General features: G+C 58.7%; 15 protein-coding genes. 6 read left to right on the plus strand and 9 right to left on the minus strand.

Annotated features, from left to right (window positions below):
- Window positions 1-65 precede the first annotated feature (65 nt).
- The 5 genes from carA to grpE all read right to left on the minus strand — a co-directional run bounded on the left by carA (window position 66) and on the right by grpE (window position 6,301).
- A complete protein-coding gene (carA, locus tag ACA065_RS26280; RefSeq protein ID WP_497692136.1) occupies window positions 66-1,202 on the minus strand; it encodes a glutamine-hydrolyzing carbamoyl-phosphate synthase small subunit in 1,137 nt (378 codons plus the stop codon).
- 259 nt (window positions 1,203-1,461) lie between these two features.
- The gene (gene dapB / locus ACA065_RS26285) at window positions 1,462-2,268 is read right to left on the minus strand and encodes a 4-hydroxy-tetrahydrodipicolinate reductase (protein WP_497692137.1); all 807 of its coding nucleotides are present in this window, start codon (window positions 2,266-2,268) and stop codon (window positions 1,462-1,464) included.
- A 10-nt stretch (window positions 2,269-2,278) separates the two neighbouring features.
- A complete protein-coding gene (dnaJ, locus tag ACA065_RS26290) occupies window positions 2,279-3,403 on the minus strand; it encodes a molecular chaperone DnaJ (protein ID WP_497692138.1) in 1,125 nt (374 codons plus the stop codon).
- Window positions 3,404-3,721: 318 nt separating this feature from the next.
- A complete protein-coding gene (gene dnaK, locus ACA065_RS26295) occupies window positions 3,722-5,638 on the minus strand; it encodes a molecular chaperone DnaK (protein ID WP_497692139.1) in 1,917 nt (638 codons plus the stop codon).
- A gap of 102 nt (window positions 5,639-5,740) precedes the next feature.
- On the minus strand, window positions 5,741-6,301 hold the full coding sequence (grpE, locus tag ACA065_RS26300; protein WP_497695423.1) for a nucleotide exchange factor GrpE: 561 nt from the start codon (window positions 6,299-6,301) through the stop codon (window positions 5,741-5,743).
- A gap of 254 nt (window positions 6,302-6,555) precedes the next feature.
- Here grpE and recN point away from each other — a divergent pair, with 254 nt between their 5' ends.
- Window positions 6,556-8,229 (plus strand): DNA repair protein RecN, encoded by a 1,674-nt coding sequence (gene recN, locus ACA065_RS26305; protein ID WP_497692140.1) that lies wholly within the window; start codon window positions 6,556-6,558, stop codon window positions 8,227-8,229.
- Between the two features lie 87 nt (window positions 8,230-8,316).
- Here the strand turns inward: recN and fur are convergent, their stop codons facing one another.
- The gene (gene fur, locus ACA065_RS26310) at window positions 8,317-8,721 is read right to left on the minus strand and encodes a ferric iron uptake transcriptional regulator (RefSeq protein ID WP_017139266.1); all 405 of its coding nucleotides are present in this window, start codon (window positions 8,719-8,721) and stop codon (window positions 8,317-8,319) included.
- Between the two features lie 98 nt (window positions 8,722-8,819).
- Here fur and ACA065_RS26315 point away from each other — a divergent pair, with 98 nt between their 5' ends.
- Window positions 8,820-9,347, plus strand: a complete 528-nt coding sequence (locus ACA065_RS26315) for an outer membrane protein assembly factor BamE (protein WP_497692141.1) — start codon at window positions 8,820-8,822, stop codon at window positions 9,345-9,347.
- 64 nt (window positions 9,348-9,411) lie between these two features.
- On the opposite strand, the gene ACA065_RS26320 is transcribed toward ACA065_RS26315, so the two are convergent.
- Window positions 9,412-9,714: an RnfH family protein gene (locus ACA065_RS26320; RefSeq protein WP_497692142.1), complete on the minus strand. Its 303-nt coding sequence runs from the start codon at window positions 9,712-9,714 to the stop codon at window positions 9,412-9,414.
- Complete coding sequence (locus ACA065_RS26325; protein WP_497692143.1) at window positions 9,707-10,141, minus strand: type II toxin-antitoxin system RatA family toxin; 435 nt, start codon at window positions 10,139-10,141, stop codon at window positions 9,707-9,709. The genes ACA065_RS26320 and ACA065_RS26325 overlap by 8 nt, the downstream gene beginning before the upstream one ends.
- A 166-nt stretch (window positions 10,142-10,307) precedes the next feature.
- Here ACA065_RS26325 and smpB point away from each other — a divergent pair, with 166 nt between their 5' ends.
- A complete protein-coding gene (gene smpB, locus ACA065_RS26330) occupies window positions 10,308-10,790 on the plus strand; it encodes an SsrA-binding protein SmpB (RefSeq protein WP_003235073.1) in 483 nt (160 codons plus the stop codon).
- 38 nt (window positions 10,791-10,828) lie between these two features.
- Here smpB and ACA065_RS26335 read toward each other — a convergent pair whose 3' ends face one another.
- On the minus strand, window positions 10,829-11,596 hold the full coding sequence (locus ACA065_RS26335; protein WP_497692144.1) for a GntR family transcriptional regulator: 768 nt from the start codon (window positions 11,594-11,596) through the stop codon (window positions 10,829-10,831).
- A 251-nt stretch (window positions 11,597-11,847) separates the two neighbouring features.
- Here ACA065_RS26335 and ACA065_RS26340 point away from each other — a divergent pair, with 251 nt between their 5' ends.
- The 3 genes from ACA065_RS26340 to ACA065_RS26350 all read left to right on the plus strand — a co-directional run bounded on the left by ACA065_RS26340 (window position 11,848) and on the right by ACA065_RS26350 (window position 16,827).
- The gene (locus ACA065_RS26340) at window positions 11,848-13,542 is read left to right on the plus strand and encodes a lactate permease LctP family transporter (RefSeq protein WP_497692145.1); all 1,695 of its coding nucleotides are present in this window, start codon (window positions 11,848-11,850) and stop codon (window positions 13,540-13,542) included.
- Between the two features lie 59 nt (window positions 13,543-13,601).
- Window positions 13,602-16,412 (plus strand): FAD-binding and (Fe-S)-binding domain-containing protein, encoded by a 2,811-nt coding sequence (locus ACA065_RS26345; RefSeq protein ID WP_497692146.1) that lies wholly within the window; start codon window positions 13,602-13,604, stop codon window positions 16,410-16,412.
- A 136-nt stretch (window positions 16,413-16,548) separates the two neighbouring features.
- Complete coding sequence (locus ACA065_RS26350; RefSeq protein WP_497692147.1) at window positions 16,549-16,827, plus strand: PA2433 domain-containing protein; 279 nt, start codon at window positions 16,549-16,551, stop codon at window positions 16,825-16,827.
- The last annotated feature ends 32 nt before the right edge of the window (window positions 16,828-16,859 follow it).

The following is a 16,859-nucleotide window of genomic DNA, read 5'->3' on the forward strand; positions in this document are numbered from 1 at the left end:
CTTGAACAATCTTTGAAGAGCCTGCGGGGGCCACCGACATTCGGGGCCGCCCGCAAACCACTCAGTCAGCGTCGCTTGGCCATCTCATTGATGAAACGGTCGAACAGCGGCGCTACGTCGTTCGGGCCCGGGCTTGCTTCAGGGTGGCCCTGGAAGCTGAACGCGCTCTTGTCGGTGCGTTCGATGCCTTGCAGGGAACCGTCGAACAGCGACTTGTGAATGGCGCGGACGTTAGCCGGCAAGGTCGCTTCATCCACCGCAAAACCGTGGTTCTGGCTGGTGATCATCACAACGCCAGTGTCCAGGTCTTGCACAGGGTGGTTGGCACCGTGGTGGCCGTGGCCCATTTTCAGGGTCTTGGCGCCGGAGGCCAGGGCCAGCAGTTGGTGACCGAGGCAGATACCGAATACCGGGATCTCGGTTTCCAGCACTTCCTTGATCGCCTTGATGGCGTAGTCGCAAGGCTCCGGGTCACCCGGGCCGTTGGACAGGAACACACCGTCCGGCTGCAGGGCGAGCACGTCGCTGGCTGGAGTTTGCGCCGGCACCACGGTCACGCGGCAACCACGCTCGACCAGCATGCGCAGGATGTTGTATTTGATACCGTAGTCGTAGGCGACTACGTGGTAAGGCAGGTCAGCAGCAGCGATGGTCTCGTGGCTGTCGGTCTTCAAGTCCCAGACAGTGGAGCGCCACTCGTACTGCTCTTTGGTGCTGACTTCTTTCGCCAGGTCCATGCCTTTCAGGCCAGGGAAGCCTCGCGCTGCGGCGATTGCCGCTTCTTCGGAAATATTGTCGCCCGCCATGATGCAGCCGTTCTGCGAGCCTTTTTCACGCAGGATGCGTGTCAGGCGGCGCGTATCGATACCGGCGATCGCCACAACGTTGTTGGCTTTCAGGTAATCGGACAGCGACATCGTGTTACGCCAGTTGCTCGCAACCAGTGGCAGGTCACGAATGACCAGGCCGGCCGACCAGACACGATCAGACTCGACGTCTTCCGGCGTAGTACCGGTGTTGCCGATGTGCGGATAGGTCAAGGTAACGATCTGTTGGGCGTAGGAAGGATCGGTAAGGATTTCCTGATAGCCGGTCATGGCAGTGTTAAACACTACCTCTCCAACGGTTTGACCGTCGGCTCCAATGGCTTCGCCGCGAAAAATGCTGCCATCAGCAAGGGCGAGTATGGCTGGCTTAGTCAAGAAGACCTCCCGTAAATAAAGCCTGAAAGGGCGATCGCAGGTTGCAAAAAAGCGGAGTGACGTATGGACACGTCACCCCGCTTCTTCACTGAATTATTCTGCGCGCTTTTAGTGGACACACTAAAGCTGTAGCTTACAGAAAAAGGCTTTTTTGGTCCACCGCTAATGAGCCTGAAAGGCAGGGGAATGCGACAGGAAGTCGCTTAGCGGGTAAAAACGGGGCCTAAGGATAATCCTGAGGCCCCGTTTTAGCTACTGATTAGTGCAGATCCAGCACATCACGCATGTCATACAAGCCTGCCTCGCGCCCCTCCAACCAGAGCGCGGCACGTACCGCGCCCTTGGCGAACGTCATGCGGCTGGACGCCTTATGGGTGATCTCCAGGCGCTCGCCTTCGGTGGCGAACAGCACGGTGTGATCACCAACCACATCTCCGCCGCGCACAGTGGCGAAGCCGATGGTGTCACGCGCACGCTCACCGGTATGACCTTCACGGCCATAAACAGCGACTTTAGACAAGTCACGCCCCAGCGCATCCGCAATGGCTTCACCCATACGCAACGCAGTCCCCGACGGCGCGTCGATCTTGTGGCGATGATGCGTCTCGATGATCTCGATATCCGCCTCATCACCCAGCACACGCGCCGCCAGATCCAGCAGCTTGAGCGACAGGTTCACGCCAACACTGAAATTGGCAGCGAAGACAATTGGAATGTCCTTGCTCGCCTCAACCAGCAACTGCTTCTGCTCAGCGCTCAAGCCCGTGGTGCCAATCACCATGGCCTTGCCCGCCTTGCGGCAGAACGCCAGGTTTTTCAGCATCACCTCGGGCAGGGTGAAGTCGATCAGCACGTCGAACTCGTCAGCCACCTGCTCCAGGTTCCCCGACAACGAAACACCGATACGCCCCAACGAGGCCAACTCACCGGCATCCGCACCGATCAACGTGCTGCCCGGGCGAACGATCGCCGCGGTCAACCCGGAAGCCGGCGAGCGCTGCTGCACCGCCTCGACCAGCGTCTTGCCCATGCGCCCGGCAGCGCCCATTACGGCTATACGTCGCATATTCACGTCCTTACAGGTCGCCGAAGAAGCGCTTCACGCCATCGAAAAAGCCCGTGGTTTTCGGCGAATGGGAGTCGTCGCCTTCCAAAGAGCTGCGCAATTCCTCAAGCAGCTCACGCTGACGACGATCCAGGTTGACTGGCGTTTCCACCGCCACGCGGCACATCAGGTCGCCAGCGCCACCGCCGCGCACAGGCGCAACGCCTTTGCCACGGATACGGAACTGCTTGCCGGTCTGCGTGCCTTCAGGAATCTTGAGCTTAACCCGACCATCAAGGGTCGGAATCTCCAACTCGCCACCCAAGGCCGCGTCGACAAAGCTGATCGGCACTTCGCAGAACAGGTGCTTGCCGTCGCGCTGGAAGATCGAGTGCTCGCGCACATTGATCACCACATACAGATCGCCCGTAGGACCACCCTGACTCCCTGCCTCGCCTTCGCCCGACAAGCGAATGCGGTCACCGGTATCCACGCCGGCCGGCACTTTCACCGAGAGCGTTTTGTATTCTTCGACACGGCCTTCGCCGTGGCAGGAATCGCACGGATCGGAAATGATCTTGCCCTGGCCATGGCAACGCGGGCAGGTCTGCTGCACCGAGAAGAAGCCCTGCTGCATGCGTACCTGACCAATACCGCCGCACGTCGGGCAGGTAATCGGCGAGGAGCCTTTCTTGGCACCCGAACCATCGCACGGCTTGCAATTGACCAGCGTCGGCACCCGAATATTGACGGTGGTGCCGCGTACGGCTTCTTCCAGGTTCAATTCCAGGGTGTAGCGCAGGTCACTGCCGCGCTGAGCACCGCCACGCTGACCACCACGACCGCCGCCGAAGAAGTCACTGAATACATCGCCAAAGATGTCAGAGAAATTCTGACCGCCAAAACCGGCACCGCCGCCGCCCATGCTTGGGTCGACACCGGCGTGACCATACTGGTCGTAGGCCGCGCGCTTGTTTGGATCACTCAGGCATTCGTAGGCTTCGTTAGCCTCCTTGAACATCTCTTCGGATTCTTTGCTATCCGGGTTACGGTCCGGGTGGTGCTTCATCGCCAGGCGACGGTAAGCCTGTTTCAGGTCCGCCTCGCTGGAGCCACGCTCCACACCCAACACTTCGTAATAGTCACGCTTTGCCATAAGTCTTTGCACTCTTAAGGACGTTCGGCCAGACCCTCCTGAGCCTTGCCAAACTCGTTGAGCCCCAATACAGGCCCGGACCCAACTCACGTCAATTCAACGATCCTGGTCATTACTGCTTTTAGCCAGGGACCCGGCCAAAAAACGCGGTGACTGTCGTTCGGGAAGCAGGAGCATTCCCAATCACACCGCCAACATCCGAACCTTGTCGCATGTTGTAAAAATTCGCATACCCCAGACACGCCAACGCGGGAGCAAGCTCCCGCGCGGCGACATCCTACCAGTCACCGCTTGTGAGCGGTCAACCGGGCGACCAAGTTACTTCTGGTCTTTGACTTCTTCGAACTCGGCATCGACAACGTCGTCGTGCTTGGCTTCAGGTTCTGCCTGGTGTGCAGCACCATCAGCCGGCTGGCCTTGTTCAGCGTACATTTTCTGAGCAACCGGTGCGGAGACTTTCGACAGCTCCTCAACCTTGGCCTCGATGGCAGCCTTGTCGTCGCCTTTGATGGCGGCTTCCAGGGCAACCACAGCCGCTTCGATCGCGGTTTTCTCTTCAGCGGTCACTTTGTCGCCCGCTTCGGAGATCATTTTGCGCGTCGAGTGAACCAGGGCATCACCTTGGTTGCGGGCGCCGGCCAGCTCAGTAAACTTGGCATCGGCATCAGCGTTGGCTTCAGCATCACGAATCATCTGTTGAATTTCTTCATCAGACAGACCGGAGTTGGCCTTGATGGTGATCTTCTGCTCTTTGCCAGTCGCCTTGTCTTTAGCACCTACGTGCAGGATGCCGTTGGCGTCGATGTCGAAGGTCACTTCAATTTGTGGCACACCACGAGGTGCTGGTGGAATCTCAGCCAGGTCGAACTTGCCCAGGGACTTGTTCTGAGCGGCTTGCTTACGCTCACCTTGCAGCACGTGAATGGTCACTGCGCCTTGGTTGTCGTCGGCAGTCGAGAACACTTGCGATTTCTTGGTAGGAATCGTGGTGTTTTTCTCGATCAGCGCGGTCATCACGCCGCCCATGGTTTCGATACCCAGCGTCAGCGGGCTGACGTCAAGCAGCAGCACGTCTTTCACGTCGCCGGCCAGTACCGCACCTTGGATGGCAGCACCCATGGCAACAGCTTCGTCCGGGTTCACGTCTTTACGGGCTTCTTTGCCGAAGAACTCGGTGACCAGCTTCTGAACCAGTGGCATACGGGTCTGACCGCCAACCAGGATCACGTCGTTGATCGAGCCAACGTCGATACCGGAGTCTTTCAGCGCGATGCGGCAAGGCTCGATGGTGCGTTGAACCAAGTCTTCAACCAGTGCTTCCAGCTTGGAGCGCGAGATCTTCACGTTCAAGTGCTTAGGACCGGTAGCGTCTGCAGTGATGTACGGCAGGTTCACGTCGGTCGACTGAGCAGAAGACAGTTCGATCTTGGCTTTCTCAGCGGCCTCTTTCAGGCGCTGCATCGCCAGCGGGTCACCTTTGAGGTTCATGCCGCTTTCTTTCTTGAATTCGTCAACGAGGTAGTCGATCAGACGAATGTCAAAGTCCTCACCACCCAGGAAGGTGTCACCGTTGGTGGCCAACACTTCAAACTGGTGCTCGCCGTCAACTTCAGCGATCTCGATTACGGAGACGTCGAAAGTACCGCCACCCAGGTCATAAACGATCACAGTGTGGTCGCCCTTGGCCTTGTCCATACCGTAAGCCAAAGCAGCTGCGGTTGGTTCGTTGATGATACGTTTTACGTCCAGGCCCGCGATGCGGCCTGCGTCTTTGGTCGCCTGGCGCTGGCTGTCGTTGAAGTAGGCCGGAACGGTGATCACCGCTTCAGTCACTGTTTCACCGAGGTAGTCTTCGGCGGTCTTCTTCATCTTTTTCAAGATTTCAGCCGAGATTTGTGGCGGCGACATTTTCTGGCCGTTTACTTCAACCCAGGCGTCACCGTTGTCAGCCTTGGCGATTTTGTAAGGGACCATCTTGATGTCTTTCTGTACGACTTCTTCGTCGAACTTACGACCGATCAAACGCTTCACCGCGTACAGGGTGTTATGCGGATTGGTCACAGCCTGACGCTTGGCCGACTGACCCACGAGGATTTCACCGTCGTTGGCGTAAGCAATGATCGACGGCGTAGTACGCGCGCCTTCAGCGTTTTCGATAACTTTAGCAACGCCGTTTTCCAGCACGGAGACGCAGGAGTTGGTAGTCCCCAGGTCGATACCGATAATTTTGCCCATGATTTACTCTCCCGAAACTTTAATTTGGATGCCGCAGCAGTGGTGGCTAACTGCGGTAGCACTTAAACGCTTGACTTATAAATGGGGGCCTTGCGGCGGATTTCAAGCCTGCTCATCAATAGAAGGTGCAACAGGTGCGGGAGCCTTGCTCACCACCACCATTGCCGGGCGCAACAAGCGACCGTTGAGCTGGTAACCCTTCTGGAACACTTTCAATACGCTGTTCGGCTCAACTTCAGCACTTGGCTCCATCGCCATCGCCTGGTGATGCTCTGCATTGAACGGCTCGCCGCCTTGCGGATCGATGGCTTCCAACTGATAACGCTTCAGGGTGTCCTGGAACATTTTCAGGGTCAGCTCGATTCCTTCGCGTTGCGGACGAGTACTCTCATCATCTTCCTTGAACGACTTCAAGGCGTACTCAAGGCTGTCAATTACCGGCAGTAAGTCGCCAGCAAATTTTTCCAGCGCGAATTTATGAGCCTTCTCGACATCCTGCTCGGCACGGCGGCGGACGTTCTGCAGATCGGCGGCAACACGCAAAGACTGATCCTGCGCAGCAGCCAATTGCTCTTCGAGCACTTGCACACGAGTTGCCAGTTCATCACCGACAGCCGAATTGGCGTCTGGAGTTTGCGTATCCTGCGTCTGTTCGTCAGCCATAGATTTTCTCCTTTCAAAATCATGCGCGAACTCAACTCGCGCTTCTGTTCCGGTATATGGGGCCACAATTTCCAGGTTCAAGAGCGCAAGCGTTACCAAAAGTCTTTCGCCTGCCATGGATCAATTCCTGCGCGTTCATTCCCCATTGAGCTAAAAAAGCCACTCATTCAAGCAAATCGAGCTAAGCCTCAGGATTGTCAGCCCCAAACAAAACACTGTATAAATAACCAGACCTAACGCCTGGGAGCGCCGTCATGCTCGTGCACCTGTCTGTACATAACTACGCCATCGTTGAACATCTGGACCTCGAACTGGATCGCGGCATGAGCGTAATCACAGGCGAAACCGGCGCCGGCAAGTCGATCATGCTCGACGCCCTGGGCCTGACCCTCGGTGACCGAGCCGACAGTGGCGTGGTGCGCCCCGGTGCGGACAAGGCCGATATCCTGGCCACCTTCGACCTGGCAGACATCCCCGAAGCCGAAGCCTGGCTGGCCGAGCGCGACCTTAATAATGAAGGCCCGTGCATCCTGCGCCGCGTCATCACCGCTGAAGGCCGCTCACGTGGCTACATCAACGGCACGCCCTGCCCCCTTGGCGACTTGAAAGCCCTCGGCGAGCTGCTGATCGATATCCACAGCCAGCACGAACACCAATCCCTGCTGAAAACCGATACCCATCGTCGCCTGCTCGATGAATACGCCGGCGCTACGGATCTGGCCCGACAGGTCCAACTTGCCGCCCAGCGCTGGCGCCAGACACGCCAGGAGCTGGAGCGCCTCTCCAATTCCGGCGACGAGCAGCGCGCTCGTCATCAACTATTGAGTTATCAGCTTGAAGAGCTGGAAAGCCTCGGCCTGGGCGAAACCGAGCTGGAGCAGTTGGAGCAGGAACACAAGAACCTCACCAACGCCGAGACGCTGCTGGGCATTTGCCGCCAAGTGGTGGAGCAATGCAGCGAGAGTGATTCAGGTAATGTGCTTAACGCACTGACGGCCAGCCTCAATCGCCTGTCCAGCGTAAACAACGCGTCCGGCTCACTGAGTGAAGCCACAACGCTGCTGACCAGCGCACAAATCCAGGTCGAAGAAGCCGTGGGCGAGTTGAATCGCTTCCTCGACCACTTCGATGCCGACCCCGCCCGCCTGCAGGAAATCGAGGAACGCCTGGATACCATCTACACCCTGGCGCGCAAACATCGCATCCAGCCCACCGAAGTGGCAACGATGCAGCAAAAGCTGCTGGATGAAATCGAAACCCTCAACGCCAACGACGAATCCATTGAGCGCCTGGGCGACGAACTCGCTTCTTTCGCCCGCCATTATCAAGAGAAAGCCCGCGAACTGAGCGACCTGCGCCAACAAGCCGCCACTAGCCTGGCCGGCGCCGTAGAGCAGGAGATTCAGCGCCTGGGCATGCCTGGCGGGCGCTTTACTATCGAACTGCATGCCAATACCAGCAACGAACTGCAACCTCACGGCCTGGAACAGGTAGAGCTGCTGGTCAGCGCCAACCCTGGCCAGCCGCTCAAGGCGCTGGCGAAAGTGGCGTCCGGCGGCGAACTCTCACGGATCAGCTTGGCGATTCAGGTGATTACCGCACAGACCTCACGGGTGCCCACATTGGTGTTCGATGAAGTGGACGTGGGTATCGGCGGGCCGACTGCGGAGATTGTTGGCCAACTGCTGCGCCGCCTGGGGGAACGCGGCCAGGTGCTGACGGTGACTCACTTGCCGCAAGTGGCTGCCCAAGGGCATCAGCATTTGTTTGTACATAAAGTACGCGGCAGCGACGCGACGCACACGGCCGTTTCCAAGCTGAACAAGTCGGAACGCGTGGAAGAAGTGGCACGGATGCTGGGCGGTATCGACCTGACGAAAGAGTCCTTGGCTCACGCGAAGAAAATGGTCGTGGCCGCCAAGGCCTGAATCAAGCATTTTTCTCCGTTATAGAAAGCACGAAGGCGACCCTAGGGTCGCCTTCTATCGTTTCACAGAGCAAATCTGTGTCGATTTTTACTTTTTCTTACGGATGTAAAGAACCAGATTATGGTCCACCAAATCGAATCCATGCTGCTCAGCGATCTGGTGCTGGAGCTTCTCGATTTCCGGACTGGTGAACTCGATAACCTCATTGGTATCCAGGTCAACCATGTGGTCGTGATGACCACCGTCAGCCAATTCGAACACCGCATGACCGCCGTCGAAATTATGACGAACCACCAGCCCTGCGGCTTCAAACTGGGTCAGCACACGGTAAACCGTGGCCAGGCCAACGTCCTCGTTAGACTCCATCAGCGCCTTGTAAACATCCTCGGCACTCATGTGGCGCTGCTCAGCAGAATCGAGCATTTGTAGAATCTTGACTCGTGGCAGAGTCACTTTAAGACCGGCTTTGCGTAGTTCGCTATTTTCAACCATGGTTAGCTTTCTCGCGGATGCTGCTTCGCAGCTTCTCTTAATACGGGTATGATCGGCGTTTACGTTGTCCCAGCCAAGATAGTGGAAGTCGCCCACCGATGCAAAACACCAAGCTCTTGCTAACCAGTTTCACCCTTGTGGGACTGCTCGCACTCGCCGGTTGTTCATTCCCCGGGGTTTACAAAATCGACATCCAGCAGGGCAATGTCGTCACGCAGGACATGATAGACCAGTTACGTCCGGGAATGACCCGACGGCAAGTACGGTTTATCATGGGCAATCCCCTGCTGACCGACACTTTTCATGCCGATCGCTGGGATTATCTCTATAGCATCCAGCCTGGTGGCGGTGAACGCCAGCAGGAACGCGTCAGCGTCATCTTCAATGGCAATGACCAGCTTGTCAGCCTGTCCGGTGACTTCATGCCTGGCGTAAGCCGCGATGAAGCCTTGCTGGGCAAGGACAACGGCACCAATGTGACTGCGCCTGCGCAGGAAGCGGAGAAGCCGAAGTCCGAGGTTCCGGCCAAGCCTGGCTCCTTGCTGGATCAGATCCAGAAGGACGTGGACGGCGTACAAACCGTTCCAGTCCCGACGCCACAGCCTCTGGACACCGACCCGCAGTAATTTTGCGGCGTCCAACAAAAAGCCCGGCATGCCGGGCTTTTTTGTTGCCTGCCGATTGGCAGCCTTATGAATTACGCTGCTTAGCCATCGCAGCCTTGACCGCGCGCAGCCTGCGCACTTCTTTGGGGTCTGCCAGCAATGGCCGATAGATCTCAATACGATCACCCGGCTGCACGGCACGCACATCCGCATCGGCAACCACTTTACCGAATACCCCCAAAGGGCAGTCAGCCAGCGCCAGCTCCGGAAATTGCGCTGCAATTCCCGACGCCTGCACCGCCGCCCTCAGGCTTGTGCCCGAAGGCACTGTCACCGCCAATAGCGCTTGGCGATCCACGGCGGCATACACCACTTCAATCTCAACCATGCAGTTGCTTGGCCCGCTGACAGAACGCATCCACCAAGGTATTGGCAGCCTGATTGAACAAAGGCCCCAGCGTGGCCCGTACAATTGGCCCCGCATAATCAAAGGACAGATCCAGGCTGATCTTGCAGGCCTTTTCAGTCAGCGCCTTGAATACCCACACACCGTGCAGCTGGGTGAACGGCCCTTCCTGCAGGTTCATTTCAATTGATTGCCCAGGCACCAGAATATTGCGCGTAACAAAGTGCTGACTCAGGCCCGCCTTGGCAACTCCGACACTGGCAACCATATGCTCGTCACTGCTCTCCAGCACCTCGGCGGCAGAACACCACGGCAGGAATTCCGGGTAACGCGCCACGTCGTTGACCAGGTCATAGAGCGCCTGCGCCGGATAAGGCAGTAAGGCCGAACGTTGAATATGCGTCGTCATGTGAGCGTTACTTCCACTGCTGAGGCAAACATCGCGAAAGAACAGCTCGATCCGCGAGAGAAAAAAACCAAAGAACTGCCGGTATTGTCCGGGATTCGTCCAACACGCTCAAGCACGCAGGTTGACCGTAGCCGACACGCTCGCAACTCCCTATAATGCCGCCCCTATGGCTAAACAAAAGAAACACCCCACAGGGACCATCGCGCAAAATAAAAAGGCGCGACACGATTACTTCATCGAACATCGGTTCGAGGCTGGTCTGGTCCTGGCCGGCTGGGAAGTAAAAAGTCTGCGCGCCAGCAAGCTGCAACTGGTCGACAGCTACGTATTGCTCAAAGATGGCGAGGCATGGCTGCTCGGCAGTCATATCACCCCGTTAACCACCGCGAGCACCCACGTGATTGCCGACCCGGTGCGCACGCGCAAGCTCTTGCTCAATGCACGCGAACTGGAAAAGCTCGCCGCCGCCGTACAGCAGAAAGGCTATGCCTGTATCTGCCTGTCCTGGTACTGGAGCAAGCACCTGGTCAAGTGCGAGATCGCACTGGGCAAGGGTAAAAAGGAATACGACAAGCGCGATACCGAGCGTGAGCGCGACTCCAACCGTGAGTTGCATCGCGCCGTGCGCAACAAGGGCAAGGAAGACTAATCCTTGTGACGATGTAGCCTTGGGTGGTTCACCCCAGGCTACATGCCTTGACGTCGCTGCGCCCGAGCCACGCGCTGAACCTCCTGACGCACCTCTTCCAGCACTTCCTGCACATACAGCAGGTGACGTGTTGAGACTTCACGCGCCTGCTCGGCCCGCCCCTCGATAATCGCCAGGTACAAATCCCGGTGCTGACTGATCAGCATGTCACGGGTTTCCGTGCGCTGCTGATACATGCCGCCGATGTTGGTCACTACGTTACGCTTGAGCAAATCGAACAGACCACGAATGGTGTGCAGCAACACGGCGTTATGGCTGGCCTCGGCGATAGCCAAATGAAACCGCGCATCCGCCGCACCCTCTTCCGCCCGGCTCACTTCATCAACACGCGTGTAGCAATCCTGTAAAGCCTCGAAAGCTGCCGTCAGCCGCTCACGGTCGACCTCGGTAGCGCGCTGCGCGGCGTAATACGCACACGACGCTTCAAGGGTCTGGCGAAATTCCAGCAGATCACGCTGGGCCTCGGGGTTGTTTTCCAGCAGGTGCAGCAGCGGGTCACTGAAGGTCGACCCCAAGGACTCCGCCACATAGTTGCCGCCACCCTGGCGACTGACTAACAACCCCTTGGCCGCCAGTTTCTGGATCGCCTCACGCAACGATGGGCGCGACACGCCAAACTGCTCAGCCAAAGCGCGCTCGGCCGGCAAACGCTCGCCCGACTTCAGCGTGCCCTCAAGGATCATGCCCTCAAGCTGCTCGACGATATCGTCAGACAAACGGCGCTGGCGCACCTGATCAAACCCCATAACTCACTCTCCACAATCCCGACCACTCGCCGGGCCCTCTATTCTGGCCTATCACCGCGCTTGCGGCACCTATCAGAACGCCTTCGATTGATCAGACCAGAACACTAAAGCCACGCACCCGAGACCAACGTTCCGCGAGCGGCAAATTGACACACCCCACCCAAGGCTTTTACTCTAGCCGACAGCGACTGTAAATTGGTATTACCAATTGTCCAAGCTGACCAAACAACAACAATCAGGGGCCACCCCATATGCAAACCTGGCAACAGCTCTACAGCCCTCTCGGCAGCCTCGGCTTGTCCGCACTGGCCGCCGTCATTCCGATCGTATTCTTCTTCCTCGCATTGGCCGTGTTTCGCCTCAAAGGCCACGTCGCCGGTAGCATCACCTTGGGGCTGTCGATCCTGGTGGCGATCTTTGCCTTCCAGATGCCCGTGGATATGGCGCTGGCCGCTGCCGGTTATGGGTTTGCCTACGGCCTTTGGCCTATCGCGTGGATCATCGTCGCGGCCGTATTCCTCTACAAGCTGACGGTCAAGAGCGGCCAGTTCGAGGTCATCCGCAGCTCGGTCCTGTCGATCACCGACGACCAACGCTTGCAGGTGTTGTTGATCGGCTTCTGCTTCGGTGCCTTTCTGGAAGGCGCGGCCGGTTTTGGCGCACCCGTGGCGATCACCGCTGCACTGCTGGTCGGCCTGGGTTTCAACCCGCTGTACGCCGCCGGCCTGTGCCTGATCGCCAACACGGCGCCTGTGGCCTTCGGCGCACTGGGTATTCCGATCATCGTTGCCGGGCAAGTCACCGGTATTGATGCGTTCAAAATCGGCGCAATGACCGGTCGCCAGCTGCCACTGCTGTCGCTGTTCGTGCCGTTCTGGCTGGTATTCATGATGGACGGTCTGCGCGGCGTTCGTGAAACCTGGCCGGCAGCATTGGTGGCCGGCCTGAGCTTTGCTGTCACCCAGTACTTCACTTCCAACTTCATCGGCCCGGAACTGCCGGACATCACCTCGGCCCTGGCCAGCCTGATTGCCCTGACACTGTTCCTGAAAGTCTGGCAACCCAAGCGCACCGCGGGCGCGCAGATCGCCGGCGCCACGTCCAGCGCTACGGTTACCGCCAGTGCCGGCGGCTTCGGTCAGCCGCGCCAAACAGTCGCTTCGCCCTACAGCCTGGGGCAGATTTTCAAGGGCTGGTCGCCGTTCCTGATCCTGACCGTCTTGGTCACTATCTGGACCCTCAAGCCCTTCAAAGCGATGTTCGCTGCTGGCGGCTCGATGTATAGCTGGGTCTTCAACTTTGCGATCCCGCACCTGGATCAAATGGTGATCAAAGTCGCGCCAATCGTCATCAACCCAACCGCCCTCCCTGCCGTATTCAAGCTGGACCCGATCTCAGCCACTGGCACCGCGATTTTCTTCTCTGCGCTGGTCTCGATGCTGGTACTGAAGATCGACATCAAAACTGGTCTTACCACTTTGAAAGAGACCTTCTACGAGCTGCGCTGGCCGATTCTGTCTATCGGCATGGTGCTGGCGTTTGCCTTTGTCACCAACTACTCCGGCATGTCTTCGACCATGGCGCTGGTATTGGCTGGCACCGGTGCTGCCTTCCCGTTCTTCTCGCCTTTCCTCGGTTGGCTGGGGGTTTTCCTGACAGGCTCGGACACTTCGTCCAACGCCCTGTTCAGCTCGCTGCAAGCCACCACTGCCCACCAGATCGGCGTCAACGACGTGCTGTTGGTCGCCGCCAATACCAGCGGCGGCGTGACCGGCAAAATGATCTCGCCGCAGTCGATCGCCGTGGCCTGCGCCGCCACCGGCCTGGTAGGCAAAGAGTCCGATCTGTTCCGCTTTACCCTCAAGCACAGCCTGTTTTTTGCCACCATCGTCGGGCTGATCACGCTGGCACAGGCCTACTGGTTCACCGGTATGCTGGTGCACTGAGACCTGCACGTAATCGACGCCGGACAACCATGCCGGCGTCCGCTATTTCTGGAGGACCGATGAGCCTGCCTGCTGCTTTTCTGAGCGACGCCGCACAACTGATCCCGAAAGATCGTCGTTTCGACGATCCACTTTCCACCCTCGCCTTCGGCACCGACGCCAGCTTTTACCGGCTCATCCCACAGTTGGTGATTCGCGTGGAGTCAGAGGACGAAGTGGTGGCGCTGCTGCAATTGGCCCAGCGTGATCGCGTGTCCGTCACCTTCCGCGCAGCCGGCACCAGCCTGTCCGGCCAAGCCATCAGCGACTCGGTGCTGATCGTGTTAGGTGACAATTGGAACGGCCGTGAGATTCGTGGCCAAGGTACGCAGATCCGCCTGCAGCCCGGCGTGATCGGCGCGCAAGCCAATGCGTGGCTCGCACCCTACGGGCGCAAGATCGGGCCAGACCCGGCGTCGATCAATGCCTGCAAAATCGGCGGTATCGTCGCCAACAATGCCAGCGGCATGTGCTGCGGCACAGCGCAAAACACCTACCACACCCTGGCCGGCATCCGCCTGGTACTGGCTGACGGCAGCCGCCTGGACACCGAGGACGCCGCCAGCGTCAGCGCCTTTCGCAATCAACATGGCGCGCTGCTGGAACGCCTGGCGACACTCGGCCGCGAGACGCGGGCAAACGCCGAATTGGCCGCCAAAATCCGCCACAAATACCGTCTGAAAAATACCACCGGCCTGTCACTCAATGCCCTGGTGGATTTCGATGAGCCACTGGATATTCTCAGCCACCTGCTGGTGGGCTCCGAAGGCACCCTGGGTTTTATCAGCGCGGTAACTTACGACACGGTGATCGATCACCCGAACAAAGCCTCGGCGCTGATCGTGTTCCCGGATGTCGAGACCTGTTGCAACGCGGTAACGGTGTTGAAAACCCAACCGGTCTCCGCCGTCGAGTTGCTGGACCGACGCAGCATGCGTTCGGTACAGGACAAACCGGGCATGCCTGCTTTCGTACAGCAATTATCGGAAAACGCCTGCGCACTGCTGATCGAATCCCGCGCCGCATCGTCGTCATTGCTGCACGAGCAACTGGCGCTGATCATGGCCTCCCTGGCGCCGTTCCCTGTGGAAAAACAGGTCGATTTCACCGAAGACCCCGTCGAAAACGCGCGGCTGTGGGCCATCCGCAAAGACACCTTCCCCGCTGTCGGCGCCGTGCGTAAAACCGGCACCACGGTGATCATCGAAGACGTGACCTTCCCGGTCGAACAACTGGCCATCGGCGTTAATCGCCTGATCGAGCTGTTCGACAAACATCACTACGACGAAGCCATCCTTTTCGGACACGCCCTGGAAGGCAATCTGCACTTTGTGTTCACCCAAAGCTTCAACAGCAGCGAAGAAGTCGCACGCTATCAGGCGTTCATGGATGACGTCGCACAACTGGTGGCGGTGGAGTTCGGTGGCTCGCTGAAAGCCGAGCACGGCACCGGCCGCAATATGGCGCCGTTCGTTGAGCTGGAATGGGGCAGCGATGCCTACCAATTGATGTGGCGGCTCAAGCGCTTGCTCGACCCCAACGGCATCCTCAACCCCGACGTGGTGCTCAGCGAGGACCCGCAAATCCACCTCAAGCACCTCAAGCCGCTGCCTGCGGCGGATGAGCTTGTGGATAAGTGCATCGAGTGCGGCTTCTGCGAGCCGGTCTGCCCTTCAAAAGGCCTGACGCTGAGCCCGCGCCAGCGCATCGTGATCTGGCGCGACATTCAGGCTAAGAAACGCGCGAGCGTCGACACCACCGAACTGGAAGCGGCTTACCACTACCAAGGCATCGACACCTGCGCCGCCACCGGGTTATGTGCTCAGCGCTGCCCTGTAGGCATCAACACCGGCGATCTGGTGAAAAAGCTGCGCGCCCGCGACGCCGACCGTACGAAAGCCGCCGACTGGCTGGCCAGCCATTTCGCCACGGCACTGCAAGGCGCACGTTTTACCCTGCACGTCGCCAACGGCGCGCGCATGCTCCTGGGCGCGCCGCGCCTGGCCAAGCTATCAGCCACGGTGACCAGACTGTCCAAAGGGCAAATCCCCCAATGGACCAGCGCCATGCCGCAGCCGGAGAAGGCCATCCGCTTCAGCCCGGCCGTCACCGATGAGCGACCGCGCGTGGTCTATCTGGCGGCCTGTGTCTCACGCGCCATGGGCCCGTCGGCGGGTGATAAAGAACAAATGTCGCTGTACGACAAAACCCGTGGCCTGCTGGAAAAAGCCGGTTACCAAGTCGTCTTCCCCGACAACCAGGACAGCCTGTGCTGCGGCCAACCCTTCGCCTCCAAAGGCTATGCCGAACAGGCCGAACACAAACGCCAGGAACTGATCGGCGCCCTGCTCCATGCCAGCCGTGGCGGCCTCGACCCGATCTATTGCGACACCAGCCCGTGCACCCTGCGGCTGGTGCAAGACCTCGGCGAAACGCGCCTGGACCTCTACGACCCGGTGCGCTTTATCCGCACCCACCTGATGGACCGCCTCGACTTCACGCCGCAGGAAGCGCCCATCGCTGTGCACGTCACCTGCAGCACCCAGCATCTGGGCGAAAGCCAGGCGTTGATTGATCTCGCGCGGCGCTGCTCCAAAACCGTGGTGATCCCGGAAGGCATCCACTGCTGCGGCTTTGCCGGCGACAAAGGCTTTACCACGCCGCAACTCAACGCCCACTCCCTGCGTTCGCTCAAAGACGCCGTGCAATATTGCAGCGAAGGCATCTCCACCAGCCGCACCTGCGAGATCGGCCTGAGCCAGCATGGAGGCATTGATTATCACGGGTTGGTGTACCTGGTGGACCGGGTCACCCAGGCGCGAGCGCATTAATCAGCCAACAAAACCGAACCCCTGCGCGCCAGCGTAGTCATCTGCATAGGCCTCGGTGAACGAGGCTCATCAGTGATGTCGCTGGCAGGCCTTGAACGCCAGCAGCGTCGAGCCCTTTTTCGCAAGGAGATACCCTATGAAGCGTTCCGCTCTTGCTGGCTTATTCATTACCGCTGCGATGATGGCCTCGCCTGTTTTTGCGGCCGGCGACAAAGACCTGTGCCAGATCAACCTGGACAAAATCAACAACGGCAAAGCGCTACTGGCCACCGACACCAGTGGCAAAAGCGGCGAAATCGACACCGCCGTCTCCCAAGCCAAAGCCGCACACGCGGCCGGTGATGACAAGAAGTGCATCGAGATCACCTCCAAAGCCATTCAAGATTTGCAGAACAGCGAGAAAGGCGGCCAGTAAGCCCCTGACTCGCTCACGGCCAACCTTCGGGT

It is taken from the genome of Pseudomonas sp. LBUM1640, from assembly GCF_059716225.1.